The organism is Thauera linaloolentis 47Lol = DSM 12138 (genome assembly GCF_000310205.1).
GTDB lineage: Bacteria > Pseudomonadota > Gammaproteobacteria > Burkholderiales > Rhodocyclaceae > Thauera > Thauera linaloolentis.
The window spans coordinates 1-24,900 of record NZ_AMXE01000060.1; the positions used below are offsets into that span (position 1 = coordinate 1).

25 protein-coding genes and 1 pseudogene are annotated in these 24,900 nt (G+C 69.1%); 8 read left to right on the top strand and 18 right to left on the bottom strand.

Annotated features, from left to right (window positions below):
* Window positions 1-23 precede the first annotated feature (23 nt).
* A complete protein-coding gene (locus C666_RS13855) occupies window positions 24-1,244 on the bottom strand; it encodes an MFS transporter (RefSeq protein WP_028791888.1) in 1,221 nt (406 codons plus the stop codon).
* A gap of 165 nt (window positions 1,245-1,409) precedes the next feature.
* Here C666_RS13855 and C666_RS13860 point away from each other — a divergent pair, with 165 nt between their 5' ends.
* The 3 genes from C666_RS13860 to C666_RS13870 are packed head-to-tail and all read left to right on the top strand — an operon-like array spanning window position 1,410 to window position 3,852.
* Entirely contained in the window at window positions 1,410-2,576 is a 1,167-nt protein-coding gene (locus tag C666_RS13860) for an ABC transporter substrate-binding protein (RefSeq protein ID WP_004341022.1), read from the top strand.
* A 38-nt stretch (window positions 2,577-2,614) separates the two neighbouring features.
* On the top strand, window positions 2,615-3,247 hold the full coding sequence (locus tag C666_RS13865; RefSeq protein ID WP_004341025.1) for a flavin prenyltransferase UbiX: 633 nt from the start codon (window positions 2,615-2,617) through the stop codon (window positions 3,245-3,247).
* Window positions 3,244-3,852: an LON peptidase substrate-binding domain-containing protein gene (locus tag C666_RS13870; protein WP_004341027.1), complete on the top strand. Its 609-nt coding sequence runs from the start codon at window positions 3,244-3,246 to the stop codon at window positions 3,850-3,852. Before C666_RS13865 ends, C666_RS13870 begins: the two co-directional genes overlap by 4 nt.
* A gap of 31 nt (window positions 3,853-3,883) precedes the next feature.
* On the opposite strand, the gene mutY is transcribed toward C666_RS13870, so the two are convergent.
* Window positions 3,884-4,948, bottom strand: a complete 1,065-nt coding sequence (gene mutY / locus C666_RS13875) for an A/G-specific adenine glycosylase (RefSeq protein ID WP_004341029.1) — start codon at window positions 4,946-4,948, stop codon at window positions 3,884-3,886.
* A gap of 130 nt (window positions 4,949-5,078) precedes the next feature.
* On the opposite strand from mutY, the gene C666_RS13880 reads away from it, so the two are divergent.
* Entirely contained in the window at window positions 5,079-5,588 is a 510-nt protein-coding gene (locus C666_RS13880) for a flavin reductase family protein (protein ID WP_028791889.1), read from the top strand.
* On the opposite strand, the gene C666_RS13885 is transcribed toward C666_RS13880, so the two are convergent.
* Window positions 5,567-6,775 (bottom strand): hypothetical protein, encoded by a 1,209-nt coding sequence (locus C666_RS13885; protein WP_004341032.1) that lies wholly within the window; start codon window positions 6,773-6,775, stop codon window positions 5,567-5,569. The two genes, C666_RS13880 and C666_RS13885, sit on opposite strands and share 22 nt — an antisense overlap.
* 204 nt (window positions 6,776-6,979) lie before the next feature.
* Here C666_RS13885 and C666_RS13890 point away from each other — a divergent pair.
* Window positions 6,980-7,258: pseudogene (locus C666_RS13890) on the top strand (HU family DNA-binding protein); the annotation flags it as partial.
* Between the two features lie 497 nt (window positions 7,259-7,755).
* On the top strand, window positions 7,756-9,078 hold the full coding sequence (locus C666_RS13895; RefSeq protein WP_004341035.1) for a DEAD/DEAH box helicase: 1,323 nt from the start codon (window positions 7,756-7,758) through the stop codon (window positions 9,076-9,078).
* 106 nt (window positions 9,079-9,184) lie between these two features.
* Here C666_RS13895 and C666_RS13900 read toward each other — a convergent pair whose 3' ends face one another.
* The 5 genes from C666_RS13900 to C666_RS13920 form a co-directional block, all read right to left on the bottom strand.
* Entirely contained in the window at window positions 9,185-10,234 is a 1,050-nt protein-coding gene (locus tag C666_RS13900) for a patatin-like phospholipase family protein (protein WP_004341038.1), read from the bottom strand.
* Between the two features lie 129 nt (window positions 10,235-10,363).
* Entirely contained in the window at window positions 10,364-11,116 is a 753-nt protein-coding gene (locus C666_RS13905; RefSeq protein WP_004341040.1) for an amino acid ABC transporter ATP-binding protein, read from the bottom strand.
* A 34-nt stretch (window positions 11,117-11,150) separates the two neighbouring features.
* Complete coding sequence (locus C666_RS13910) at window positions 11,151-11,801, bottom strand: amino acid ABC transporter permease (RefSeq protein ID WP_004341042.1); 651 nt, start codon at window positions 11,799-11,801, stop codon at window positions 11,151-11,153.
* A gap of 75 nt (window positions 11,802-11,876) precedes the next feature.
* Window positions 11,877-12,662 (bottom strand): amino acid ABC transporter substrate-binding protein, encoded by a 786-nt coding sequence (locus C666_RS13915; RefSeq protein ID WP_004341044.1) that lies wholly within the window; start codon window positions 12,660-12,662, stop codon window positions 11,877-11,879.
* Between the two features lie 145 nt (window positions 12,663-12,807).
* Entirely contained in the window at window positions 12,808-13,443 is a 636-nt protein-coding gene (locus tag C666_RS13920; RefSeq protein ID WP_037999963.1) for a YXWGXW repeat-containing protein, read from the bottom strand.
* A 224-nt stretch (window positions 13,444-13,667) separates the two neighbouring features.
* On the opposite strand from C666_RS13920, the gene C666_RS13925 reads away from it, so the two are divergent.
* The gene (locus C666_RS13925; protein WP_004341049.1) at window positions 13,668-14,669 is read left to right on the top strand and encodes an META domain-containing protein; all 1,002 of its coding nucleotides are present in this window, start codon (window positions 13,668-13,670) and stop codon (window positions 14,667-14,669) included.
* A 44-nt stretch (window positions 14,670-14,713) separates the two neighbouring features.
* Here C666_RS13925 and nusB read toward each other — a convergent pair whose 3' ends face one another.
* The 10 genes from nusB to C666_RS13975 form a co-directional block, all read right to left on the bottom strand.
* A complete protein-coding gene (nusB, locus tag C666_RS13930; protein WP_004341051.1) occupies window positions 14,714-15,217 on the bottom strand; it encodes a transcription antitermination factor NusB in 504 nt (167 codons plus the stop codon).
* Complete coding sequence (gene ribH, locus C666_RS13935) at window positions 15,214-15,717, bottom strand: 6,7-dimethyl-8-ribityllumazine synthase (protein ID WP_004341052.1); 504 nt, start codon at window positions 15,715-15,717, stop codon at window positions 15,214-15,216. The genes nusB and ribH overlap by 4 nt, the downstream gene beginning before the upstream one ends.
* A gap of 22 nt (window positions 15,718-15,739) precedes the next feature.
* Window positions 15,740-16,828 (bottom strand): bifunctional 3,4-dihydroxy-2-butanone-4-phosphate synthase/GTP cyclohydrolase II, encoded by a 1,089-nt coding sequence (gene ribBA / locus C666_RS13940; RefSeq protein WP_004341053.1) that lies wholly within the window; start codon window positions 16,826-16,828, stop codon window positions 15,740-15,742.
* Window positions 16,829-16,887: 59 nt separating this feature from the next.
* A complete protein-coding gene (locus C666_RS13945) occupies window positions 16,888-17,499 on the bottom strand; it encodes a riboflavin synthase (protein ID WP_004341054.1) in 612 nt (203 codons plus the stop codon).
* Between the two features lie 60 nt (window positions 17,500-17,559).
* Window positions 17,560-19,398 carry a protein-disulfide reductase DsbD gene (gene dsbD / locus C666_RS13950; protein ID WP_004341055.1) on the bottom strand — a complete coding sequence of 613 codons (1,839 nt, stop codon included), beginning with the start codon at window positions 19,396-19,398 and terminating at the stop codon, window positions 17,560-17,562.
* A 33-nt stretch (window positions 19,399-19,431) separates the two neighbouring features.
* Window positions 19,432-19,791, bottom strand: coding sequence for a divalent-cation tolerance protein CutA (cutA, locus tag C666_RS13955; RefSeq protein ID WP_037999966.1), 360 nt, complete (start codon window positions 19,789-19,791; stop codon window positions 19,432-19,434).
* A gap of 64 nt (window positions 19,792-19,855) precedes the next feature.
* Window positions 19,856-20,632, bottom strand: coding sequence for a ferredoxin--NADP reductase (locus C666_RS13960; protein WP_004341059.1), 777 nt, complete (start codon window positions 20,630-20,632; stop codon window positions 19,856-19,858).
* 132 nt (window positions 20,633-20,764) lie between these two features.
* Window positions 20,765-21,421, bottom strand: coding sequence for an alpha/beta hydrolase (locus tag C666_RS13965; protein WP_004341061.1), 657 nt, complete (start codon window positions 21,419-21,421; stop codon window positions 20,765-20,767).
* The gene (locus C666_RS13970) at window positions 21,418-21,738 is read right to left on the bottom strand and encodes a (2Fe-2S) ferredoxin domain-containing protein (protein WP_004341063.1); all 321 of its coding nucleotides are present in this window, start codon (window positions 21,736-21,738) and stop codon (window positions 21,418-21,420) included. Before C666_RS13970 ends, C666_RS13965 begins: the two co-directional genes overlap by 4 nt.
* Window positions 21,739-21,791: 53 nt before the next feature.
* Window positions 21,792-22,892 carry a VanZ family protein gene (locus C666_RS13975; protein ID WP_028791891.1) on the bottom strand — a complete coding sequence of 367 codons (1,101 nt, stop codon included), beginning with the start codon at window positions 22,890-22,892 and terminating at the stop codon, window positions 21,792-21,794.
* A gap of 256 nt (window positions 22,893-23,148) precedes the next feature.
* Here C666_RS13975 and C666_RS13980 point away from each other — a divergent pair.
* Window positions 23,149-24,900: transglutaminase family protein (locus C666_RS13980; RefSeq protein WP_004341066.1), on the top strand; the 1,752-nt coding region annotated here is incomplete at its 3' end.

Genomic DNA, 24,900 nt, shown 5'->3' on the forward strand with positions numbered 1-24,900 from the left:
GGCCGATCAGGCCGCGGGCGGCGTCACTGCCTGCGGCGGGCGGCGCGTTCGCTCGCCAGCGCCCAGGCGAACATCGCCACGCCGCCCAGGCCCAGCAGCGCGCCCACCCAGGCGGTGGACGTCCAGCCCAGGCCGGCCGTGATCGCCATGCCGCCCAGCCAGGCGCCGAGCGCATTGGCGGCGTTGAAGGCCGAATGGTTGAGCGCGGCGGCCAGCGTCTGAGCGTCGCCCGCCACATCCATCAGCCGGATCTGCAGCGCGGGGCCGATGGCCACCAGCGTGCCCAGCGCGAAAGTGGCCAGCGCCGCCGTCAGTGGATGGTGCGCAGCCGGGACGAACATCACCATCACCACGATGGACCATGCCAGCAGCTTGCCCACCGCGGGCATCAGGGCCTTGTCCGCCATGCGCGCGCCCGCCAGGTTGCCCGCCACCATGCCCAGGCCGAACAGCGACAGCGCGAATGGCACCAGCGGCTGCGGCATGCCCGCCACCTCGATCAGCGTGGGCTTGATGTAGCTGAACACGGCGAACATGCCGCCGAAACCGATTGCGCCGATGCCCAGCGTGAACCACACCTGCCTGCGCCCCAGCGCCCCCAGTTCGCGCAGTGGGCTGGTGTTCCGGGACGGGGGCATCGCGGGCACCCAGCGGCGCACGAGGATCACCGCCGCCACGGCGATGATGCCCACGAAGGCGAAAGCCGCGCGCCAGCCGAAGTGCTCGCCCAGCGTGGCCGCGATGGGCACGCCCACCAGCGTGGCGCTGGTCAGCCCGAGCATCACCAGACCCACGGCGCGTGCGCGCTGTCCCGGCTGCGCCAGCGCTGCGGCGACCAGTGCCGCCACGCCGAAATAGGTGCCGTGCGGCAGTCCGCTCACGAGCCTCAGCACGGCCAGCGACGCGAAGTCCGGCGCCAGCGCCGAGGCGAAGTTGCCCAGCGCATACACGGCCATCAAGGCCATCAGCAGCGCGCGCCGTCCCCAGTGCGCGGCGAGCACGGCCAGCACCGGCGCGCCCACCACCACGCCCAGCGCATAGGCGCTGATCACGTGGCCCGCCTGGGGAATGCTCACACCCATGTCGCGCGCCACCTCGGGCAGCAGGCCCATGATGACGAATTCGCCCGTGCCGATGGAAAAGCCCCCAACGCCCAGGGCGAGCACGGCGCGTATCAGGCTGCGGTCGTCGCTGGCGGGGCGCCCGGGCGGGGAGGACTGTGCTGGGGAAGCGGAAGCGGTCATGGACAGAAGGACGTCAGGGGTGGCCCCGGGGGGCGCAACGATAGCATGCGCGTGTGACGGTGCAGGGCGGCGCACCGAAACATGCGGCCGCCGCCATCCCTTGTCCATCCGGCTCGATCCCTAGAAAATCGGCCCCTCCGGCCGAATTCGGGACACGCCCTGCAAATGAAACACTTCCGCCGCTTCGCCCTTGCCCTGTTCGCCGCCGTGGCTGGCGGCATCGTTCATGCGGCCGGCACCGCCGGCGTCAGCGCGGGCGAAATCGTCGTCGGCCACATTTCCGACCTGTCGGGGCCGATCGCGATGCTCGGCACGCCGGTGCGCGACGGCATGCTGATGCGCTTCGACGAAGCCAATGCCGCGGGCGGCGTGCATGGCCGCCTGCTGCGCCTGGCGGTGGAGGATGCCGGCTATGACCCCAAGCGCGGCGTGCTGGCGGCGCGCAAGCTGGTGCAGCGCGACAAGGCCTTCGCCTTCATCGCCACGATGGGCACGCCGGTGGTGATGGCGACGATGCCGGTGGTGCTCGACGCCGGCCGCCTGCACCTGTTCCCGTTCTCGCCGCACCAGGCCACCTACTCGCCGCTGCATCCGCTCAAGTTCCAGAACTTCGCGCCCTACCAGGACTATATGGAGGCGGCGACGCGGCACATGGTCGAACGCGGCGATTACCGCCGCGCCTGCCTGCTGTACCAGGACGACGACTACGGGCTGGAGGTGATGCGCGGCGTCGAGGCCGGGCTGGCAAAACTGGGGCGGCCACTGGTCGAGCGCACCGGCTACAAGCGCGGCGCCACCGACCTGTCGAGCCAGATCGCACGCCTGCGCGCGGCCGAGTGCGATCTGGTCGTGCTCGCCACCGTGGTGCGCGAGACGGTCGCGGCGATGGCCGAGGCGCGCCGCATCGGCTGGAAGGTCGACATGCTGGTGACGGCCTCGGGCTATTCGGCGCAGACCCACGAACTGGGCGGCGCAACGGTCGAAGGCCTGTACGGCGTCAGCGTGTTGCCGCATCCGTATGCGGAGGGCGCCAATACCCAGCTCGCCGGCTGGATAGCGCGTTACCGCGCGCGCTTCGGCGCGGCGCCCAACGTCTGGAGCGTCATGGGCTACACGCTGGCCGACATGTTCGTGCGCACGGCAGAGGCCACCGGGCCCGGCTTGACGCCCGATGCGTTCGCGCGCACCCTCGAACGCATCGAGTTCACCCGCGATTTCTTCGGTAGCCCGGCCTATCGTTTCAGTGCCGACGACCATCTCGGCAACCGCCACGGCCGTCTCGCGCAGATCCGCGACGGGCGCTGGGAACTGATCACCGACTACCTGCGCTGAGATCCGGCGCGGCCGGCAGCATTCACCGAGGAGCGCCGATGCATCCTACCCCCCGCACGATCACCGTCGCCTTCACCGGCGCTTCCGGCATGCCCTACGGCCTGCGCCTAGTCGAGTGCCTGCTGTGCGCGGGCCAGCGGGTATGGCTGCTGTATTCGCAGGTGGCGCAGATCGTCGCCCGCCAGGAAATGGACTGGAACCTGCCGGCGCGGCCAGCCGAGGTCGAAGCCGAGCTGATTGCGCGCTTCGGCGCCGGGCCCGGCCAGTTGCGCGTGTTCGGCCGCGAGGAATGGTTCGCGCCGCCGGCTTCCGGCTCCAACCCGCCGGATGCGATGGTGGTGTGCCCATGCACCATGGCGACGCTGGCGGCGATCGCCGGCGGCCTGAGCCAGAACCTGATCGAGCGCGCGGCCGACGTCGTCATCAAGGAGTCGCGCAAGCTGGTGCTGGTGCCGCGCGAGACACCGTATTCGGCCATCCATCTGGAAAACATGCTCAAGCTCGCCCGCCTGGGGGTCTGCATCCTGCCGCCGAATCCGGGCTTCTACCACCATCCGGGAACCGTGCAGGATCTGGTCGATTTCGTCGTCGCGCGCATTCTCGACCAGTTGGGGGTCCAGCATGGGCTGATGCCGCGCTGGGGCGAGGATGGCGGGGAGGCGGCAGGATGAGCGCATCGGCCGGAGGGCAGCGCCTGCCGCTGTTTCCGCTCAACACCGTGCTGTTTCCCGAAGGGATGCTGCCGCTGAGGGTATTCGAGCCGCGCTACATGGACATGGTGACGCGCTGCATGCGCGAGGGCAGCGCCTTCGGCGTGTGCCTGATCGCCGCCGGCGAAGAGGTCGGCGAGGCCGCGGTGCCGCACCCGGTCGGCACCGCGGCGCACATCGAGCAGTGGGACATGGAGCAGGCCGGCCTGCTCACGCTGCTGACGCGCGGCGGGCGGCGCTTCCGCGTGGTCGACCACGAGGTCGAGCGCGACGGCCTGCTGGTCGCCGAGGTGTGTTGGCTGCCCGAGCCGGCGCCGCAGCCGGTGCCCACCGCCCAGCTCGATCTGTTGCCGCTGCTGCAGACCATCGTCGCCGAGCTGGGCGAGCGCTTGCCGCCGCCGCACCGCTTCGACGATGCGGGCTGGGTCGGTGCGCGCTATGCCGAACTGCTGCCGGTTCCGCTGCAGGCCAGGCAGCGTTTGCTGGAACTGGACGATGTCGTCAGCAGGCTGGAGATCCTGCAGCAGTTCCTGCGCGAGCACGGCCTGCTGCCGAGGATCGCCTGAGCGCCGCGCCGCCCGGGGGCGGCGCTTGCGTTCATTGCGCGAACAGGTCCGGTGCCGCGAGGACGTCGAGGATCTTGCGCACCGGTGCAGGCAGGGCGGCTTCGCCGAGGGCCGGCAGCGGCAGCCAGCACAATGCGCCGTCGTCCGCGGCGGCCGGCGGCGAAGCCGCTCCGGCGCGCAGCAGCACCGGCTGCATGTCCAGCACGAAATGAGTGAAGGTGTGGGTGAGCGGGGCCAGAGGGCTGGCTTCGGCGCATTCCAGGCCGAAGTGGGTCCGTGCCCAGGCGCCCGCGTCGTCGATGCCGGCGGGAATCTCCGGCAGGGCCAGCAGCCCGCCCCAGATGCCCGCCGGCGGGCGGCGCTCCAACAGCACCGCGTCCCGGCGCAGGATCACCGCGTAGCGCGCGCTGCGCCGCGGCACCGCCTTCTTCGGCCGTGGCGTGGGCAGTTCGCCGATCCGGTTTTCGCGCCGCGCGACGCAATCATCGGCAAACGGGCAGCGCCCGCATGCCGGCTTGCCGCGGGTGCACAGCGTGGCGCCGAGATCCATCTGCGCCTGGATGTAGCGGCCGGTTTCGCTTGCCGGCAGCAGGGACTCGGCAAGTGCCCACAAGCGGTTCTCCACCGCCTTGTCGCCCGGAAAACCCTCCACGCCGAAGATGCGGCACAGCACGCGCTTGACGTTGCCGTCGAGGATCGCCGCGCGCTCGCCGTAGGCGAAGGCGGCGATCGCCGCCGCCGTCGAGCGTCCGATGCCGGGCAGCGCGGCGATTTCCGCCGCGCTGCCCGGAAAACAGCCGCCATGGGTATCGACGATGTCCCGTGCCGCGCGGTGCAGATTGCGCGCGCGGGCGTAGTAGCCCAGGCCGCTCCACAGCGCCATGACGTCCTCCACCGGCGCCGCCGCCAGGCTGGCGACGTCGGGGAAGCGCGCGAGAAAACGCGCGTAATAGGGGATCACGGTATCGACCTGGGTCTGCTGCAGCATGATCTCGGACAGCCAGATGCGGTATGGATCGTGCCCACCCTGCCACGGCAGGTCGTGCCGGCCATGGCTGCGCTGCCAGGCGATCAGGCGTTCGGCGAAATCGTTCATGTCACGGTTTTTCCTGTGTTTCTTGTCCTGGATCATGGTTTTCGCCCTCGACGCGCCGCCGCCGTGCGGCGATAATCCGCGCCTTCGTCAGCATTCCAATACGCGCGGATCGCACCGCGACGTTTCGTCCATGACCCAGCAGACCGTCCAGCAGCCGGATTCCGGCGAGGATTTTTCCCGCCGCTTCCGCAACGCCCTTGGCATGTTCGCCACCGGCATCACGGTCGTCACCAGCCGAACGCCGGCCGGCGATCCGATCGGCCTCACGGTGAACTCCTTCAATTCGGTTTCGCTCGATCCGCCCCTGATCGTCTGGAGCCTGTCGAACGATCTGCCCAGCCGTCCGCTGTTCGAAGGCTGCGAATACTACGCGATCAACGTGCTGGCGGAGGATCAGGCCGACCTGTCGCAGCGCTTCGCCGGCCGCATGGGCGAGAAGTTCGCCGGGCTGGAGATCGACGACGGGCTGGGCGGGGTTCCACTGCTCAAGGGCTGCTGCGCCCGCTTCGTCTGCCGCAACACCGTGCGCCACGCGGGCGGCGATCACGTTCTCTTCGTCAGCGAGGTGGTCGGCTTCGATCGCGACGAGCGCGCGCCCCTGCTGTATTTCGGCGGCAACTACCGGCGTTTGGCGCCCTGAGTGGACCCGGCGCGCGCCGTGCGTGCCGTAGACCTGCGTTTTTTCGGCGCTTCGTCGATCAGTTCGACGGTGTAGGGCAGCGAGGGGTCGAGCGCCAGCGCAAGCAGCGACAGGCGCCGGAGGGCGGCCTCGTGCGTTTCCTCCACTTCGGCGCAGGCCTCGCGGCAGAAGGCCCCTTGCGGGTGGAAGTTCCAGGCGCCGGCCGGGATGATCGCGCAGTCGGCGATCACATCCTGCTCGATCCGCACCCAGCACAGCAGCACGCCGCGCGCAGTGCTGACGCGCGCCAGGCCGACGCCGGGCGCGGCCTGTGCCGTGTCGATCATCGGCGGCACGTCGTCGGTGAAGGGATAGCGCATCCGGCTGGCGCAGTCGGCAAGATCGATGGCCTTGGCGAACAGCCGCGCCGACAGGCGATGGCCGCGATCGAGCAGCAGCCGTACCAGGGGCGACGCGGCGTGGCGCGCCAGTGGCCCGGTTTCGGCGGGCTCGCCGGCGAAAGTCGGGTGGGCGATGAATTCGGGCGCGGGCCAGATGCCGACGGCCGATACCCAGGCCGCGGCACTCAGCTTGCCCAGGATGGGCGTTGCCTGCCCCTGCTGCGGCTGGGAGGGGCCGAGCTGGATCATCTCGCGCAGCACGGCACCGAGAACGCCGCCCCGGTCGGCGCGCTCGACGAATTCGGCGAGGCTGTGCGGCAGGCGGATGCTGTGGAAGAAGCCGGCCAGCATCTCGCGTGCAACCAGGTCGAGTATGTCTCCGCCCAGTTCGAAACAGGACGCCGGATCGGTCTTGGTGACCAGGCGGCGGTGGAATTCGGCGTAGCGGCCGGGGCGGGCATCCATGCCCAGGCACAGCGGCCAGTCGATCAGCAGCCTCCGCAGGTGCGTGTCGGCCGCCTCGGCCGCGAGCTCGCGTTCGATCGCGAGCTGACTGTCGAGGTCCGTGGCGGGAAGTCCGCTTGCGGCGTCGCATGCCGCGGCAAGCGCCCGGGCATGCGCGCGAGGGCTGCGGGCGACCTGCCGGGCGAGGGCTTCGGCCGCGGCGGCGGGGGCGAGCCCGATGACCCGGGCGCCGTATGGGGGCTGGTCAGGCATCGCGATCGTGGCCGAGGCGACGCGTCCGCCATGGCGGTATGCGCTCACGCGGATCATTGAATCGCCATCGGCCGGTGTGTGCTGCTGCATGGTGCCCTCGGGGCGCGGATTCCTTCGAGGCGCAAGGATAGCGCGGAAGTCCCCGGTTTGAGTCGTGTGGATTCCGCGCATGAACGGCCTCCCATGGCGCATGTCACGCATATTTGCTACGGAATGCCCCACAAGCCGCGACGGTGCTAGAATCCGCCGCGTAGACAGGACTTCTCAAAACTCCACTCACACCAATCGAGGAAAAGCATGAACAAAGGTGAATTCGTCGAAGCGCTGGCCGACCGTCTGGATGTCTCCCGCGCGCAGGCCGATCGTGCGCTGTCCGCCGTGCTCGACATCATCGCCGAGCAGCTCGGCAAGGGTGAAAAGGTTGCCTTCACCGGCTTCGGTTCGTTCGAGGTCTCCGAGCGCGCTGCTCGTACCGGCCGCAATCCGCAGACGGGCGCCACGATCGAAATCGCCGCATCCAGCGTGCCGAAGTTCACCGCCGGCGCCACGCTCAAGGCCGCGGTCAACAAGTAATCCGGGCTGTTGGCGCGGGGGGCTCACCCCCGTCGAGGCGGGTCCGTACCGAAGGTACTGGCCCGCTTTTTCTTTATGATCAAGCACTTTTCGCAAATTTCCGGCGACAGCGGCGGCGAAAGCCGATATACTCCGCGTCGTTGTGCAATGCAGCAGCAGGGCCATGGTGGTTTACGGCGCGGACAAGGATGCCCGCCGGCCCGGCCCGAGGGACTGTAACCACAGCCCCATCGCCCCCGACCTCCCGCCGAACCCCATACGTTCTTCCGATCGTCTGGCATCGTGACAACCGGTTGGTGCCGATGCGCGGTTTTTCCGGCTTCCAGCCGTCGAGACCAGCCACGCCCATCGCGCGTTCGTCGCCCTTGCGATCCCGCTTCCATGCCGGCCATGTCCGGCGTGGCGCGGCGCGATGCCATTGAGACCCCCTTGCGGGAGTCCGAACCTGTCCGGCCCTCGTTCGAGCGGGGCCGGCGCGCAAGACACAGGACAAGAACATGACTTTTCACAGCCTCGGCCTCGCCGAAGAACTTCTCAAGGCCGTCGAACAGACCGGCTACACCACGCCGACCCCGGTGCAGATGCAGGCCATCCCCGCCGCCATCGCCGGCCGCGACCTGCTGGTTTCGAGCCACACCGGCAGCGGCAAGACCGCGGCCTTCACGCTGCCCGCGCTGCACCGGATCATCGACCGCCGGCCGGTCCAGGGCAGCGGGCCGCGCGTGCTGGTGCTGACCCCCACCCGCGAACTGGCGCTGCAGGTCGAGAAGGCCGTGCAGACCTATGGCAAGGCCCTGCGCTGGCTCAAGACGGCCTGCCTCGTCGGCGGCGCGCCGATGTTCGCGCAGATCAAGCAGTTGCAGCGTCAGTGCGACGTCGTCGTCGCCACGCCGGGGCGGCTCCTCGACCACCTGACCCGCCGCAAGCTCAAGCTGTCCGACATCGAGGTGCTGATCCTCGACGAGGCCGACCGCATGCTGGACATGGGCTTTGCCGAAGACATCGACGCCATCGTCGCCGCTACGCCGGCCAAGCGCCAGACCCTGCTGTTCTCCGCCACGCTCGACGGCGTGGTCGGCAGCATGGCGACCCGCATGACGCGCGATCCGCAGCGCATCGAGATCGAAGTGGCCAAGGAAGACCGCGGCCAGATCGAGCAGCGTCTGATGTTCGCCGACGATCTCGGCCACAAGAACCGCCTGCTCGAAGCCCTGCTTGGCGACGACAGCCTGCAGCAGGCCGTGGTGTTCACCGCGACCAAGAAGAGTGCCGACGAATTGTCGCTGTCGCTGCAGGAAAAGGGCATTGCCGCTGCTGCGCTGCATGGCGACATGCACCAGACGCAGCGCAACCGCACGCTGGACCGTCTGCGCCAGGGCCGCATCGGCGTGTTGGTGGCGACCGACGTCGCCGCGCGTGGCATCGACGTCGCCGGCATCAGCCACGTCATCAATTTCGACCCGCCGCGCCAGGCGGAGGACTACGTCCACCGCATCGGCCGTACGGGCCGCGCGGGTCGCGACGGCGTGGCGATCACGCTGTCGGGGCCGCGCGAGACCGGCCTGATCCGCGCGATCGAACGCTTCACCGGCGGCCGCCTTGAAGTCCACACCATCCCCGGCATGGAACCCTCGCCGCGCAAGCCTTCCGCTCCGCGCCCCGGCGGCAACGGCGGGCGCCGCTTCGGCAATGGCGGTGGCTATGGCCGTCCGGGCGGGGACAACCGCCGCGGTGCCGGCGGCGGCTATGGCCGTGATGGCTATGCGTCGCGCGGCGAGCGCGGCCACGGCGGCCGCTCCGACCGGGGCTCGCGCGGCTGATTTTCGCGCCTGCCGCCGAAAAAAGCACAAGACCCGCAAAATGGCGGGTCTTGTGCTTTCCGGGGGGCGTTTCCGCACGAAGCCGGGCTGCCGGCCAGCGTGGCCGTCAGGCGAATAGGTGTTCCAGGTCGACCGATGCGCGCCGGCCGACATGCCGCCGGTAGCGGCGCAGCCAGCGGTCGGCCCGCATGCGGCCGAGGTCGCGCAACTGGACGAGGAAGCTGGTGGAGGCGTTGAGCTTGCTGTCGCCGCCGGCATCGCCCAGCTCCTTGGCCTCGATGAGGTGGAAGCGCAGGCGCATCAGCTTGCGCTCCAGCCGTCCGTGCGGCAACCAGCCCTTCGATTCGCCGATGTAGCTGCGCGCGTGCGCGATCATGCGCATCTCGCGCAGGAAGGTCGTCGAAAACCCCAGCTCCATGCTGCGCGCGGCGATTTCCCCGGCGCTGCGCGGGGCGTCGTCGCGCACCAGCGGATTCAGCAGCACCAGCAGGATGTCCGGCGTGGCGCATTCGTACATCAGCGGATAGATCGCCGGGTTGGCGGTGAAGCCGCCGTCCCAGTAATGCTCGCCGTCGATCTCGACGGCGCGGTGGAGCGTGGGCAGGCAGGCCGACGCGAGCAGCGCCTCTTCGCTCAGGTCACGGGTGCGGAACAGGTGGACCTTGCCGGTGCGCACCGTGGTAGCGGCGATGAAGAGCTTGAGCGGGCAGCTGCGCCGCAGGCGCTCGAAGTCGAACTGCGCGCGCACCACGTCGCGTAGCGGATTGAGCTCGAAGGGGTTGAGCTGATACGGTGAGAACAGCCGTGCCAGCCCCAGCATCATGTTCATCGGCGCCGGCAGCCCGCCGTCCTGCGCGGGGTTCAGGCTATGCATCAGGTCGAGGTGGAAGGGGGTGCTGTCGCCCACCGCCATCCAGAAGGCCTCCAGCGCGGCGCGTGCGCCTTCGGCGCCGCCCGTGGTCCAGCCCTGCGCGAGCGCCACCGCGTTCATCGCGCCGGCACTGGTGCCGCTGATGCCGTCGAGCCGCCAGTCGTCTTCCAGCAGCCGGTCCAGCACGCCCCAGGTGTAGGCGCCGTGTGCGCCGCCGCCCTGCAGGGCGAGGCTCAGGGGAGGGGCCGGATCGTCGCGCTCGGCCCGTAACAGCTTGCGGAACATGGCCGTTCTCCAAGGCTATGGTCGGTATGGAGTGAATGGTGCGGTGCACAATCTACACCATCTTCCCGGCGCCTCCCCGTCCTCTTCATCAATCCTTGCAAATCAGAATGCGCCGCAGCGTCCGAACGGCTACAGCATGCTCTCCAGAAACGCCCGTGTGCGTGGATGCTGCGGGTTGGCGAAAAAATCCGCCGAGGGCTGCGATTCGATCAGCGTGCCGCCGTCCATGAAGGCGACGCGGCTGGCGACTTCGCGGGCGAAGCCCATTTCGTGCGTCACGACCAGCATGGTCATGTGTTCGTCGGCGAGCTGGCGCATGGTGCGCAGCACTTCGCCGGTCAGTTCGGGGTCGAGCGCCGAGGTCGGTTCGTCGAACAGCATGATGTCCGGTTCCATTGCCAGCGCACGGGCGATGGCCACGCGCTGCTTCTGGCCGCCGGACAGGCGCGAGGGGTAGGCGTCGCGCTTGTCGAGCAGACCGACCTTCTTCAGCAGTTCCTCGGCCTTGGGCAGGATGGCATCGCGCTTCATGCCCTTGACCGTGATCGGGGCCTCGATCACGTTCTGCAGCACGGTGAGGTGCGGGAACAGGTTGAAGTGCTGGAACACCATGCCCATGCGCACACAGATGCGGCGCACTTCGGCGTCGGCGACATAGCGGGCGCGGCCGTGGGCGTCGTTGGCGGCCAGGGTGTCGCCTTCGATGTCGATGCGGCCGGCGTCGATGGTCTCGAGGTGGTTCAGGCAGCGCAGGAAGGTGCTCTTGCCCGAGCCGGAGGGGCCGATCACCGCGATCACTTCGCCCTTGGCCAGCGTCAGCGACACGCCCCTGAGCACTTCGTGGGCGCCGAAGCGCTTGTGGATGCCGTCGGCGAGAATCATCGGATTCGTCATTGGATGCGCGGCGGGCGCGGCCTCAGTCATAGACGGCATGGCGTTTCTCCAGGCGCTGGAAGAACCAGGTCAGCACCAGGGTCATGAGCAGGTAGAAGGCGGCGGCGACGATGAAGGGGGTGATCGTGAAATCGCGCTGCACGATGCCGCGCGCGGCGCGCAGCAGGTCGTTGAGGGCGAGCACGTAGATCAGCGAGGTGTCCTTCACCAGCGTGATGGTTTCGTTGCTCATCGGCGGCAGGATGCGCTTGACCACCTGCGGCAGCACGATGCGGCGCATGGTCTGGCCGTACGAAAAGCCGAGAACCTTCGCGCCTTCGTACTGGCCGCGGTCGATGGACTGGATGCCGGCGCGGAAGATCTCGGCGAAGTAGGCGGCGTAGTTGAGCGCGAAGGCCACGATCGCCGCCGGGAAGTCGGGCAGGCGGATGCCGATCACCGGCACGAAGGGCAGCGCGAAGTAGATGAACAGCAGTTGCAGCATCAGCGGCGTGCCGCGCATCAGCCAGATGTAGCCGTTGACCGCCTGGCTGGCGGCGGTGAAGCGCGAGATGCGGATCAGCGCCAGCGCCAGCCCGAGCGGTACCGCCAGTGCCAGCGTGATGAAGAACAGCTTGAGGGTGACCAGCGAGCCTGCGGCAAGCGGCCCGATGATGCTGAGGATGTAGTCCATGCGGCCTGCCCGTCCGCCGGGCCTCGTTGCCGGCCCGGCGGGGTGGAAGAAGGAAAGGGACGGGGCGGTCGGGACTTACTTGATGATGTCCTTGCCGAACCATTCGGTCGAGATGCGGGCGGCGCTGCCGTCGGCCTTCATCTCGTCCATTGCCTTCTGCAGCTTGCCGAGCAGCTCGGTGTCGTCCTTGCGCGTGCCGACGCCGTACTCTTCGGTGCCGAAGTGCTCGTCCAATACCAGGTATTCGCCGGGCTTCTTGGCGGTGTAGTAGCGGCCCACGACTTCATCCAGCACCACGGCGTCCAGGCGCCCGGTGGTGAGGTCCATCAGCGCGGTGACGTTGTCGCCGAAGCGTTTGAGTTCCTTGAACGAGGTCGAGACGGGGTCCTTTTCCACGGCGCCGATGGCGCTGCTGCCGTCCTGGATGCCGATGACCTTGCCGGCAAGGTCGGCCTTGGCCTTGATGGCCGAGCCGGCGGGTACGACGATGATCTGGTGGTTCTCCATGTAGGGCGTCGTGAAGGCGATGTTCTGGCGGCGTTCCTCGGTGATCGTTAGCCCGTTCCACAGCGCGTCGACGCGCTTGCCGTTCAGCTCGGCTTCCTTGGCGCTCCAGTCGATCGGCTTGAACTCGACTTCGACGCCGAGGCGCTTGGTGGCCTCGCGCGCCAGGTCGATGTCGAAGCCGACGAGTTCGTTCTTCTCGTTGCGGAAGCCCATCGGCGGGAAGTTGTCGTCCAGCCCGATGACGATCTTCGCCGGGGCGGACTGCGCGGCCGGCGTGGCGGCGTCGTTGCCGCAGCCGCTCAACAGGACGCCGGCGGTGAGGGACAGCATCAGCAGCGAGGTGAATTTTTTCATGGTCTTGCCCGAAAGAGTGATCGAGGGCGCACAGCTCCTGCACGCCGCGATTCGGCGCCGCCGTGGCCGCTGCCGAAGGCGTGATTTTCGCCGCGATGCGGCGGGGGATCAACCAAGGACGGCCGCTACACGCCCCGGAGCGGGCTCACGGGCGATCCGACCGGCGCAAATGTCCGCGCCCGCTGCCTGCCTCGCCCGTTCCGTCGCGCCGTTCACCGGCCTCTCGCGGGGGCCGCCGGGTCGGCGTGCCGCGCTCTCCCGCGACCGCCGCAGGGGGCGGCTGGCGCCGCTCTCCGAACGCCCGCGGGCGTGTTTCGCCGGGGCGGGACAGGTGCTCGTGGGGTTCCCCACGCACGTTCGCGCGGGGTCTGTCGTCATGCCGCTGGACGGGGGCGAGCGGGCGCGGGCGCGGCGTTTCCCGCTCGCGCGCATCGCGCTGGCGTTCGCCGCGCTGGCGTTCGCCGCGCTCGCGCTCGCCGCGCTCGCGCTCGGCCTGCCACGGGCGCATCGGAGGATGCGGGTGCCTGGCCGGCGGTGCCCAGTAGCCCGGCACCCAGGCCTGGCGGGGGCCGATGCGGTTCCAGTAGCCGCCGATCCAGACATGCCCGGGGCCGGGCGGCGGCCCCCGGTGTTCGATATGCCGCGCGGGCGCGACGATCACCGTTTCGCGCTCATAGTAGCGGCCGTGGCCGCCGTAGCCGTATCCGCGTTCGTCCGGCACCACGGCACAGCCCGCCAGCATCAGCGCGGCGACCAGCATCAGGGGCCATGAGCGTTTCATCGTATCGGTCCTTCGCCTGGAATGGGGTGCCGCGAGGCGGGCGCTAGCGTATGCGGACGATAGAAGAAATCGCGCATGCGGCGCGATTGGCAAGGTAATCAGTTGTAAGGTGGGCGGGCTGCGGGGTGCCGGGCGCGCCTTGCTGTACGAAAATGGCGGCCAGCCCGGCCCCGGCTTGCAGCCAGTGCCCCGGAACAGCTTCCACGATGAATGAGGAGAGCCCGATGAGTTTCGCCCGGAACGGATCTGCATGCGTACTTTCCGCCGCGCTGCTGAGCGGCTGCGGCCTGTTCGGCGACAAGGCCGCCCGCACGGCCGAAGTTGCCGAGCCCGCGCAGGCGGTACAGCGCATGGAAAACGCGACGTCGCGCGTGGACACCTATCGTTGCGGCGATCTCACGGCGACGCTGCGCCAGTTCGGCGACGGTTCCAGCCTGACGGTGGATGGCCGCAGCTGGGCCTTGCGGCTCGAGCGGGCGGCCTCGGGGGTGAAGCGGGTGGCGGTTGATGACGAGACCACGGTGTTCTGGAGCAAGGGCGATAGCGCGCGGCTGGAGCTGGCCGGCGTGAGCCAGCCCGAATGCCGGCTGGCGGGCGGCGAGGAGCGCAGCTTCCGCGCAGTGGGCAATGAACCCGGCTGGCGCCTGGACGTGACCGCGAACGCGCTGGTGCTGCTGACCGACTTGGGCAATACCCGCGTCGTGGCGCCGGGGCCCTTGGTCGAGGAGGTCGACGGGCTGCGCCATTACCGTGCCGGCACGCCCGACGGCGAGATGTCGGTGACGGTCGCCAAGCGCCTGTGTGTGGACAGCATGAGCGGCATGCCGCATCCGGCGGAGGTCGAGGTCAACTGGCAGGGCGAGACCTTGCGCGGCTGCGGCGGCGATCCCGCGCAATTGCTGCAGGGCGACGCCTGGCTGGTGGTGGAGATCGACGGCCGCCGGGTGGCCGATCCGCAGCGCGTGACGCTGGCCTTCGGTGACGACGGCCGCGTCACCGGCATCTCGGCCTGCAATCGCTATAGCGGCCGCTACGCCCTGTCGGGCGAGGGCTTGCACTTGTCGGAGCTGGCCGGCACGCGGATGGCCTGCGCGCCGGCACTGATGGAGGAGGAGCAGCGCTTCCATGCGGCGCTTGCCACGGTGGATGGTTTCGGCATCGCTGCCGATGGCGGCCTGGAACTGCAATCCGCCGAGAAGGCGGTCATCCGCGCGCGGCGCGACTGAGCGCGGCCGGGGCGCGCTTCCCGTGCCCCGGGGCTGGCTCCGATTCAGCCGCGGCTGGCGCGGGCCGCGGCGACTTCCTCGGGGCGCAGCCGGGCGGCCGTCTTGTCCAGCACGCCGTTGACGAACTTGTGGCCGTCGGTGCCGCCATAGCCCTTGGCCAGTTCGATTGCTTCGTTGATCACCACCCGGTAGGGCGTTTCGATGTTGTGGCGCAGCTCGTGCGTGCCGAGCAGCAGGATGGCGTGCTCGATCGGCGACAGTTCGGCGATGGGGCGCGACAGCAGCGGCTCGAAGCAGCCGCGCAATTCGTCCGCGCTGCCGATCGCGCCGCGCAGCAGGCTGACGAAGAGTTCGCGGTCGGTCTTGTCGAGGTTCTCGCTTTCGGCTTCGAGATGGCGCTGCACGGTCGTCATCGCGTTGCCCGACAGCAGCCACTGGTACACGCCCTGCAGCGCCAGTTCGCGCGCGCGGCGGCGTGCCATCTTGCTCGTCGGGTTGGGGGCGCCCGCGCCTTCGCCCGCCGGGCTGTCCTTGTCCATGCCGCTCATCGCACCGCCCTCAGCAGGTTGGCCATTTCGACCGCGGCGCGGGCGCAGTCGGCGCCCTTTTCGCGCATGCGGGCGATCGCCTGGTCGTCGTCCTCGGTCGTCAGCACGCCGTTGGCGACCGGCAAGCCGGTGTCGAGGCCGACGCGGGTGATGCCGGCGCCCATTTCGTTGGAAACCAGCTCGAAGTGGTAGGTCTCGCCGCGGATCACCGCGCCGAGCGCGACCAGCGCGTCGTAACTGCCGCTCTTCGCCATCGTCTGCAGCACGAGCGGAATCTCCAGCGCGCCGGGTACGGTGACGATGCGGATGTCGCCGCGCGCCACGCCCAGCTGCAGCAGTTCGTCGGTGCAGGCCGACAGCAGGCCTTCGCAGATGTCGAGGTTGAAGCGCGCCATGACGATGCCCACGCGCACGCCGGCGCCGTCGAAGCTGGGGTCGATTTCGTCGATGCCGTCGTAGCGGGCGCCCTGGCGGGCGTTTTCGGGTTGGTTGCGTTGCATGCGGTGGTTCTCTTTGATCCGATCAGTTCTTGTCGACGAAGCCGGTGATTTCCAGCCCGAAACCGGTCATGCTGGGAATCTTGCGCGGGCTGGCGAGCAGCCGCATCTTGCCGACCTTGAGCGCGCGCAGGATCTGGGCGCCGACGCCGAACAGGCGGGCATCCCACTTCCCCGGGCGGTCCTGGGTGCCGTTCAGGCTGGCGAGCAGTTCGCGGCCCGACATCGGGCGGTAGAGCAGCACGATCACGCCGGCTTCGGCCGCCGCCAGCGCGGCGAGCGAGTCGTTGACCGGGAAGCTGTGGTGATTGCTGGTGGGGTCGAGGAAGTCCACCACCGAGATCGGCTCATGCACGCGCACCAGGGTTTCGCGCTCGGGCGTGATGTCGCCGCGCGACAGGGCGAAATGCACGTCGCCGGAGGTCTTGTCCTCGAAAGCGGAAAGGGTAAAGCGGCCGTGTGCGGTCTCGACTTCCTTGTCGCGCACTTTCTCGACCAGGTGTTCGGTGGCGGCGCGGTATTCGATCAGGTCGCGGATGGCGCCGATCTTGAGACCGTGCGTCTTGCCGAACTCGATCAGGTCGGGCAGCCGCGCCATCGTGCCGTCGTCCTTCAGGATCTCGCAGATCACCGCGGCCGGCTCCAGCCCGGCGAGCTGGGCGAGGTCGCAGCCGGCCTCGGTGTGGCCGGCGCGGATCAGCACGCCGCCCTTCTGCGCGGTGAGCGGGAAGATGTGGCCCGGCATCACGATGTCTTCGGGCCTGGCGTGGCGGCCGACGGCGACCTGCACGGTGCGCGCGCGGTCGTGGGCCGAAATGCCGGTGGTGACGCCGGTGGCGGCTTCGATCGAGGCGGTGAACGCGGTGCCGTGCGGGGTGCGGTTGTCGCGCACCATCTGCTCCAGGCCGAGCTGGCGGCAGCGTTCGTCGGTGAGCGTCAGGCAGACCAGGCCGCGGCAGTGCGTGACCATGAAGTTGATTGCTTCCGGCGTGACGAACTCCGCGGCGAGGACGACGTCGCCCTCGTTCTCGCGGTCTTCCTCGTCGACCAGGATGACCATCCTGCCGGCCTTGATGTCGGCGATGATCTCGGTAATCGGCGCAAGTGCGCTCATGTCGTTTCCTTTGTCGGCGCCTTGCCGGCGTCTGGCCCGGCGCATGTGTTCGTTGCGGCTCAGCCGTGGGCGGCGTCTTCGCTGCGCCAGGCGAGCATGCGCTCGACGTAGCGTGCGATGAGGTCGATTTCCAGGTTGACCCGGCTGCCCGCGGCCAGGTGCTTGAGGTTGGTCATCGCCACCGTGTGCGGGATCAGGTTGATCGAGAAGTCGCGGCCCTCGACGCGGTTCACCGTCAGGCTCACGCCGTTGACGGTGACCGAACCCTTCTGTGCGATATAGCCGGCGATGGCCGAGGGCGCGCGGATCACCAGTTCGTGGCTCTCGCCGACCGGCGTGAACTTCAGCACCTCGCCGACACCGTCCACATGCCCGGTGACGAGGTGGCCGCCGAGGCGGTCCGCCAGGCGCAGCGCCTTCTCCAGGTTCAGTTCGCTGCCGACGACATCCAGGCCCACGGTGCAGTTCAGCGTCTCGCGCGAGACATCGTACTGCAGCGCCGCGCCGTTCATTTCGATGACCGTCAGGCACACGCCGCTGTGCGCGATGCTGTCGCCGACGATGACGTCGGACAGGTCCAGGCCGTTGGTGTCGACGGTGAGGCGGATGCCGTCCGCGAGCGGCTCGATGTGTTCGATGCGGCCGACGGCCGCGACGATGCCGGAGAACATGGAGAGTCTGACGCGCAAGGGGAAAGGCGGGATTGTAGGGTAAAAAACCCGCCCCTGCCGCTACAGCGCCCGATCCAGCATGGTCGCGAAGGGGGCCGCCTTCATGAAACCGACCACGCGCAGGCCGTTGCGCTCCTGGCCCCGGCCGTCGAAGAAGATGATGCCCGGCGGACCGAACAGGCCGAAGCGCTTCAGCAGCGCCTTGTGCTCATCGCTGTTGGCGGTGACGTCGGCCTTCAACAGCAGCATTTGCCCCATGCGCTGCGCGACGGCAGAGTCGGTGAAGGTGAAGCGCTCCATTTCCTTGCACGACACGCACCAGTCGGCATAGAAGTCGAGCATCACCGGGCGGTCGGTGGCGGCCAGGCGCGCATCGAGCTCGGCGACGGAGCCCACCTTCTCGAACTGCGGCAGGCCGGCCGGCGCCGCGGCCTCGGCGCGCAGCACCGCCAGCGGCTGCAGCGGGTCGCGCGAACCGGCGAGGGCGCCGATCAGCAGCGCCGCGCCGGACAGCAGCAGTACGACGCCCACGCCTTTCCAGAAGCGCTGCCAGCCCCTGGCGTTGGGCGGCAGCGGGTCGATGGCGTGCAGGAAGATGGCCGAGAACAGCAGCAGCGCCGCCCAGCCCAGCATCATCGCCAGCGGCGGGATCACCGGCGTGACCATCCACAAGGCCACCGCCAGCAGCATCACGCCGAAGGCCTTCTTGACGCCTTCCATCCACGGTCCGACCTTGGGCAGCAGGCTGCGCGAGGCCACCCCCACCGCCAGCAGCGGCGCGCCCATGCCCAGCGCCATCACGAACAGCGCCCAGCCGCCCAGCGCCGCGTCGCCGGTCTGGGCGATGTAGAGCAGGGCGCCGGCCAGCGGCGCGGCGACGCAGGGGCCGACGATCAGCGCCGACAGCGCGCCCATCACGGTGACGCCGCCCAGGCTGCCGCCTTTGCTGTGGCTCGCGGTGTCGGCCAGCCGGCTTTGCAGCGCGGTCGGCAGCTGCAGTTCGTAGAAGCCGAACATCGACAGCGACAGCAGCACGAACACCAGCGCGAAGGCCGACAGCACCCAGACGTTCTGCAGGGCGGCCGTCAGCATCGTGCCCGACAGGCCGGCGGCGACGCCCGCCAGCGCATAGGTCGCCGCCATGCCCAGCACATAGGCCAGCGACAGCGTGAAGGCACGCGTGTGCGAGACCTTGTGCCCCTGGCCGACGATGATGCCGGACAGGATCGGAATCATCGGGAAAGTGCAGGGGGTGAAGGCGAGCAGCAGGCCGAAGCCGAAGAAGCTCAGCAGGATCAACGGCAAGCTGGCGCCGGACAGCAGGCGGGCGATGTCGCCGGTTTCGTCGCCGGAGACGGCCGCGCCGGTGGCGGGCTCGCCGGCGGGCGAGGCCGCCGTGCCGCCGAAGCTGCCGTTGAGCACATTGCCGAGGAATCCGCCGCCGTTCGTCTGCGGCGGCGCGGCCAGGTCGATGGCCGCGGTCTGCGTCGTCGGCGGATAGCAGATGCCGCCGTCCCAGCAGCCCTGGCTGGTGGCGACCAGCTCGAAGCGCGTCACGCCCTCGGGCGCCGCCGTCACCGGCACGATGATGCGCAGTTCGCCGCGGTGGGTTTCCACCTCGCCGAAGAAGTCGTCCTTGTGCTTCTTGCCGGCGGGTTTCAGCGGCGGGCCGAACTCGATGCCGGCGGGTTCCGATTCGAAGCGGAACTTGTCGCCGTACAGGTAATAGTCCTTCGCCACCTGGAACACGACTTCGACCGTCTGCGCGTCCAGCGCCTGGGCGCGCAGCGCGAAGGCTTTTTCGGGTTCGATCGGGTTGGCGTGGGAGAGATTGGGCAACAACAGGCCGGACAGCAGCAGGCCGGCAAGCAGCGAAAGCAGGATCAGCAGGCGGTGCATCGTGTTCTTTGCGCGGAATGTGAAGGGCGGACTTCAGGCGGCGGGCGCGGTTCCGGCCGCGACCCAGTCGAGGTAGCCGGGCAGGCCCAGCACCACAGGGACCGCGACGATCTCGGGAAGTTCGTAGGGGTGGCGGGCGCGGATCGCCGCTTCCAGTCCGGCATACCGTGCGCGCGTGGTCTTGATCAGCAGCGGCACCTCGTCGGCGCGCTCGACCGCGCCCTGCCAGCGATAGACCGAACGGCAGGGGGCGAGGATGTTCACGCACGCCGCCAGCCCGGCTTCGACGACTGCCGTGGCCAGCGCCTGGGCGCTGGCCGTGTCGGGCAGGCTGGTGAACACGATGAGCACGCCGGCGTCGTCGCCGGCAGGCCGAGGGCCGGGAAGCATCATGGTCCCCTCGATGGCAGGCCGCCGCATCGGCCCGGATCCGGGGCCCGGACGGGGCGCGCCGGCTTCACTTCTCGATGAAGGCGTGCTCGATCACGTAGTCGGCAACGTCGCCGATCCGCTTCGACATGCGGAACCCGCGCTTGTCGAGCATCGCGCGGCAGTCCTTGAGCATGGCCGCGCTGCCGCAGATCATCGCCCGGTCCACGGCCGGATCGAGCGGCGGCAGGCCGATGTCCTCGAAGAGCTTGCCGCTCTCCACCAGGTCGGTCAGGCGGCCCTGGTTGTGATAGGGCTCGCGCGTGACGGTCGGATAGTAGATCAGCTTCTGCGAGATCGACTCGCCGAGGAACTCGTGGTGAGGCAGTTCCTTGGTGATGAAGTCGTGGTAGGCCAGTTCGCTCACGTAGCGCACGCCATGCACCAGCACGATCTTCTCGAAATGGTCGTATACGTCCAGGTCGCGGATGACGCTCATGAAGGCGGCCAGGCCGGTGCCGGTGGAGAAGAGGTAGAGGTGCTTGCCCGGCATCAGGTCCGACAGCAGCAGGGTGCCGGTGGGCTTGCGCGAGACGAGCAGGCTGTCGCCGGGCTGGAGATGCTGCAGGCGGGAGGTCAGCGGGCCGTTCGCCACCTTGATGCTGAAGAACTCCAGGGTTTCTTCGTAGTTGGGGCTGGCGATGGAGTAGGCCCGCATCAGGGGACGGCCGTCCACTTCCAGGCCGATCATGACGAACTGGCCGTTCTCGAAGCGGATGGAGCGGTCGCGGGTGGTGGTGAAGGAAAAAAGGGTGTCGTTCCAGTGGTGGACGCTGAGGATTTTTTCGGTGATGTGGGCAGCCATGGAGACCAAGCGTATCAATGAGCCAAAGGTGCGCCATGGTAATCCCTGGCAGCCCGTCTTGGCTTGGTATAAATCAAGCCCGCCGTGATCCGCGTGGCGGCGGACGGGTTTCCGGGGCCGCCGGGGCCCTGCTCAGGCCCGCGCGACGTTGCGCGCGATGAGGTCGCGGATGATGTGCAGCTTGCCGTGGAGGAAATGGTCGGCGCCCGGCACCACGATCACCGGCAGGTCCTGCGGGCGCGCCCAGCCGAGCACGTTGGCCAGCGCCACGGTTTCGTCGTTCTCACCGTGGATGAGCAGGGTCGGAATGTTCTTCGGCACGGCCGGCGTGTCGTAGTGGCGGGCGCTGCCGGTCGTGTCGCCCGCGGCCATGCCCACCAGGACCAACTGCCGCGGCGGGGCGATGCCGTCGGCCAGGCGGTTGGCGATGCGCGCCTGCACATAGCCGCCGAACGAGAATCCGCCCAGCGCCAGCGGCAGGCTGCCCCAGCGTGACTGCGCCCAACTGATCACCGACAGCATGTCCTCGGTTTCGCCGATGCCTTCGTCGTGCTTGCCTTCGCTCTGGCCGACGCCGCGGAAATTCGGCCGGATCGCGGCGAAGCCGAGGTCGCGGTAGCTGCGCGCCAGGGTGTGCGCCACCTTGTTGGTGTTGGTGCCGCCGAACAGCGGATGCGGATGGCACACCAGGGCGATGCCGCGTACGGTTTCAGGCGCATCGATGAGGACTTCGATATGGCCTTCGGCGCCGCGCAGCAGCGCGGATTCGGTGGGCAGTGGGCGGCTCATGCTTCCTCCGGCAGGCGCAGGCGCTCGACGATGCGGCCATGCACCAGGTGGTTGTCGATGATGTCGTCGATGTCTTCCTTGTCCACGAAGGTGTACCAGACGTTGTCCGGGTACACCACCATCACCGGGCCGTCGTCGCAGCGGCCCAGGCAGCCGGCCTTGTTGATGCGCACGCTGCCCTTGCCGCGCAGGCCGAGCGCGGCGGTGCGTTCCTTGGCGTAGGCCTGCAGCTCGCTGGCCTGGTGGTCGTTGCAGCAGGTTTCGCCGGCGGCGCGCTGGTTACAGCAGAAGAAGACGTGGTGCTTGAAGTAGCTCATGGTGCCTCGCAAGGGGTCGGGGGCGCATGTCTGCTGCGCCGGGGCGGGATCGATTATAGGCCGCGCCCCCGTCCGCCCGCCTTCGCCGCGAGATGCTCGCCGCGCCACAGGCCGAGCGCCGACAGGTAGGCCAGCGCGGCGAAGGGCCACAGGCTGTCCACCAGTTCGGTGAGGCCGTGGAAGTTCAGCACGTTGCTCAGGTGGGCAAGGCGCTGGTTGTAGGCCAGGTAGGGATTGTCGGGCATCAGGTTGACCAGGGCGGTGGCGACGAGCAGCGCGGTGCCGGCCAATGCGTGCTGCGCGAGGCGGGGCAGCATCAGCGACACCAGCAGCAGCGCGCCGCCGATCGCGAGCCCGCGCTCGGCGCCGGGCGTCAGCCAGGCCAGCGGCGCGCCGGGCTCGAAGAAGGTGGCGGTGGCGAGGGTCTTGGCGCCGATGCCCAGCGCGATCAGCAGCACGATCGGCAGCGGATTGCGGGCGCGCATCATGCAGCGGGCGAACAGGCCGATCGCGAGGATGGAGGCGGCGGTGAGCATGGTGTCGAAGGCGATGAAGCGTTCGGCGCTGAAGGGCAGCGGCGCCGCGATGCCGAGCAGCGTGCGCAGGTCGCCGCTGGAAAACAGCAGGTCGGTGGCGCTGAGCTGGCCCAGCAGCCACAGCGCGAGCAGCACCAGGCCGGCTTCGCCGGTGCGTCCGCCGATGATCCATTCGGCGCGCCAGCGGTAGACGACGCCGTTCGCCCCGAACCAGTCCTGCCCCCAGCGCACCCCCGCGACCGCGCCGAGCAGGCCGCCGAGGGTGTTGCCGCCGAGGTCGAGGTTGCTGGCGACGCGGCTCGGCAGCAGGTTCTGGGCGGTTTCCAGGCCTAGGCTCAGCAATGCCGCCAGCAGTGTGGCCTGGGCGATGCTGCGCCATGCGGGCCGCGCTGCGGGCAGCGCCGCGGCGGCGAGGAAGCCGAACGGCAGATAGCCGGCGATGTTGAACAGGAAGTCTTCCAGGATGAAGTACTTCGGCCACGGCGCCAGCAGATAGTCGAACAGCGGCAGGCCGCTCGCGCGCCAGCCGGTCAGCGGATGCAGGCAGGCGTAGGCGATCAGCGCCGCATAGGCGAGGGCGAGGTTGCGAGGCAGCGAGGCGGGCGTGGTTCGGCTCATCGGGGGCAGGAGGCAGGCGCGTGCGGCCTCGCACATGCGGGGCCGTCCGGTATTCCGAGCCCCCTGGATTCTGCCAGTTCCCGGCGCCGTCCGGTCCGCTGTCGACATTCACGCACCGCCGTGGTGCGCGATGCGCATTCGAGGTGCGCCGCCGCGCGCTGCCGGTGGCCGCCATCGCAGGCGCGGCCACGGTTTGCGGGTGCGCACGTTTCTTGCTGATGGCGGGATGTCGCCTAATCGTGTCCGCGAGGCCCTCGTGTCCATCCACGTCAAGCTGAATCACATCACCCACTACCGCTACGACCGCCCGGTGGGCCTGTCGCCCCAGGTCGTGCGCCTGCGCCCGGCACCCCACTGCCGCACGCCCATCCACGCCTATGCGCTGAAGGTCGAACCCGCCGACCATTTCATCAACTGGCAGCAGGACCCGCAGGCCAACTACCTGGCGCGGCTGGTCTTCCCGGAGAAAACCACCGAGTTCCGCGTCGAGGTGGACCTGGTCGCCGAGATGTCGGTGATCAACCCTTTCGACTTCTTCCTCGAACCTCATGCCGAGAAGATCCCTTTCGCGTACGAGGACGGGCAACTCACCGAACTGGCGCCCTATCTGGCCAAGGCGCCGGCCGGGGCGCTGGGACCGAAGTTCGAGGCCTATCTGGCGTCCGTGCCGCGCGCGCCGCGCGCCAGCGTCGATTTTCTCGTCGCCCTCAACCAGCGCCTGCAGCGCGGCATCCGCTACCTGGTGCGGCTGGAGCCCGGCGTGCAGACGCCGGAACGAACCTTGACGCTGGCCAGCGGCTCCTGCCGCGATTCGGCCTGGCTGCTGGTGCAGCTGCTGCGCCACCTCGGGCTGGCGGCGCGCTTCGTGTCCGGCTACCTGATCCAGCTCGCGCCCGACGTGAAGTCGCTCGACGGCCCGTCCGGCACCGAGGTCGATTTCACCGACCTGCACGCCTGGTGCGAGGTCTATCTGCCGGGCGCCGGCTGGGTCGGGCTGGACCCGACTTCCGGCCTCTTTGCCGGCGAGGGCCACATCCCGGTGGCGTGCACGCCCGAGCCCTCGTCGGCGGCGCCGATCACCGGCTACTCCGACGAATGCGAATGCACGTTCGAGCATCACATGAAAGTCGAACGCGTATGGGAAGCGCCGCGCGTCACCAAGCCCTACACCGAGGCGCAGTGGGCGGCGATCGAGGCCCTCGGCCACCGCATCGACGGCGACCTCGATGCCGGCGACGTGCGCCTGACGCAGGGCGGCGAGCCGACCTTCGTCTCCCTGGACGACCGCGACGGCGCGGCCTGGAACGGCGATGCGCTCGATCCCTTCGCGCGCGACGCCGGCAAGCCCAGCAAGCGCACGCTGGCCGAGAACCTGATGTTCCGCCTCAAGGACCATTACGCGCCGCAGGGCCTGCTGCATTTCGGCCAGGGCAAGTGGTATCCCGGCGAGCAGTTGCCGCGCTGGTCGCTGAACTGCTACTGGCGCAAGGATGGTGAGCCGATCTGGCGCGATCCCGACTTGTTCGCGCGCGAACTGTCCGGCACGCGGGTGGACGAGGCGGTCGCCGGGCAGTTTCTCGTCCGCATCGCCGAGCGCCTGGGCGTGGACGGCAAGTGGATGATGCCCGCCTACGAGGATGCCTGGTATTACCTGTGGCGCGAGCGCCGGCTGCCGGCCAACGTCGATCCGCATGATTCGCGCGTCGATGACCCGCTGGAGCGCGCCCGCCTGGCGAAAGTCTTCGACCAGGGCCTGAAACGGGCCATCGGCCACGTGCTGCCCATCGTCCGCGACCATGGCGGTTCGCAGCGCTGGCGGAGCGGGCCGTGGTTCCTGCGCGCCGAGCGCCTGTACCTGGTTCCGGGCGACTCGCCGATCGGCTACCGCCTGCCGCTGGATTCCCAGCCCTGGGCCGGCAAGGGTGATCATCCGTGGCTCCCCCCCGCCGATCCCAACCAGGCTTTTCCGGCGCTGGCGGCGCATGCCGCGCTGCGCCACCAGTTGCGT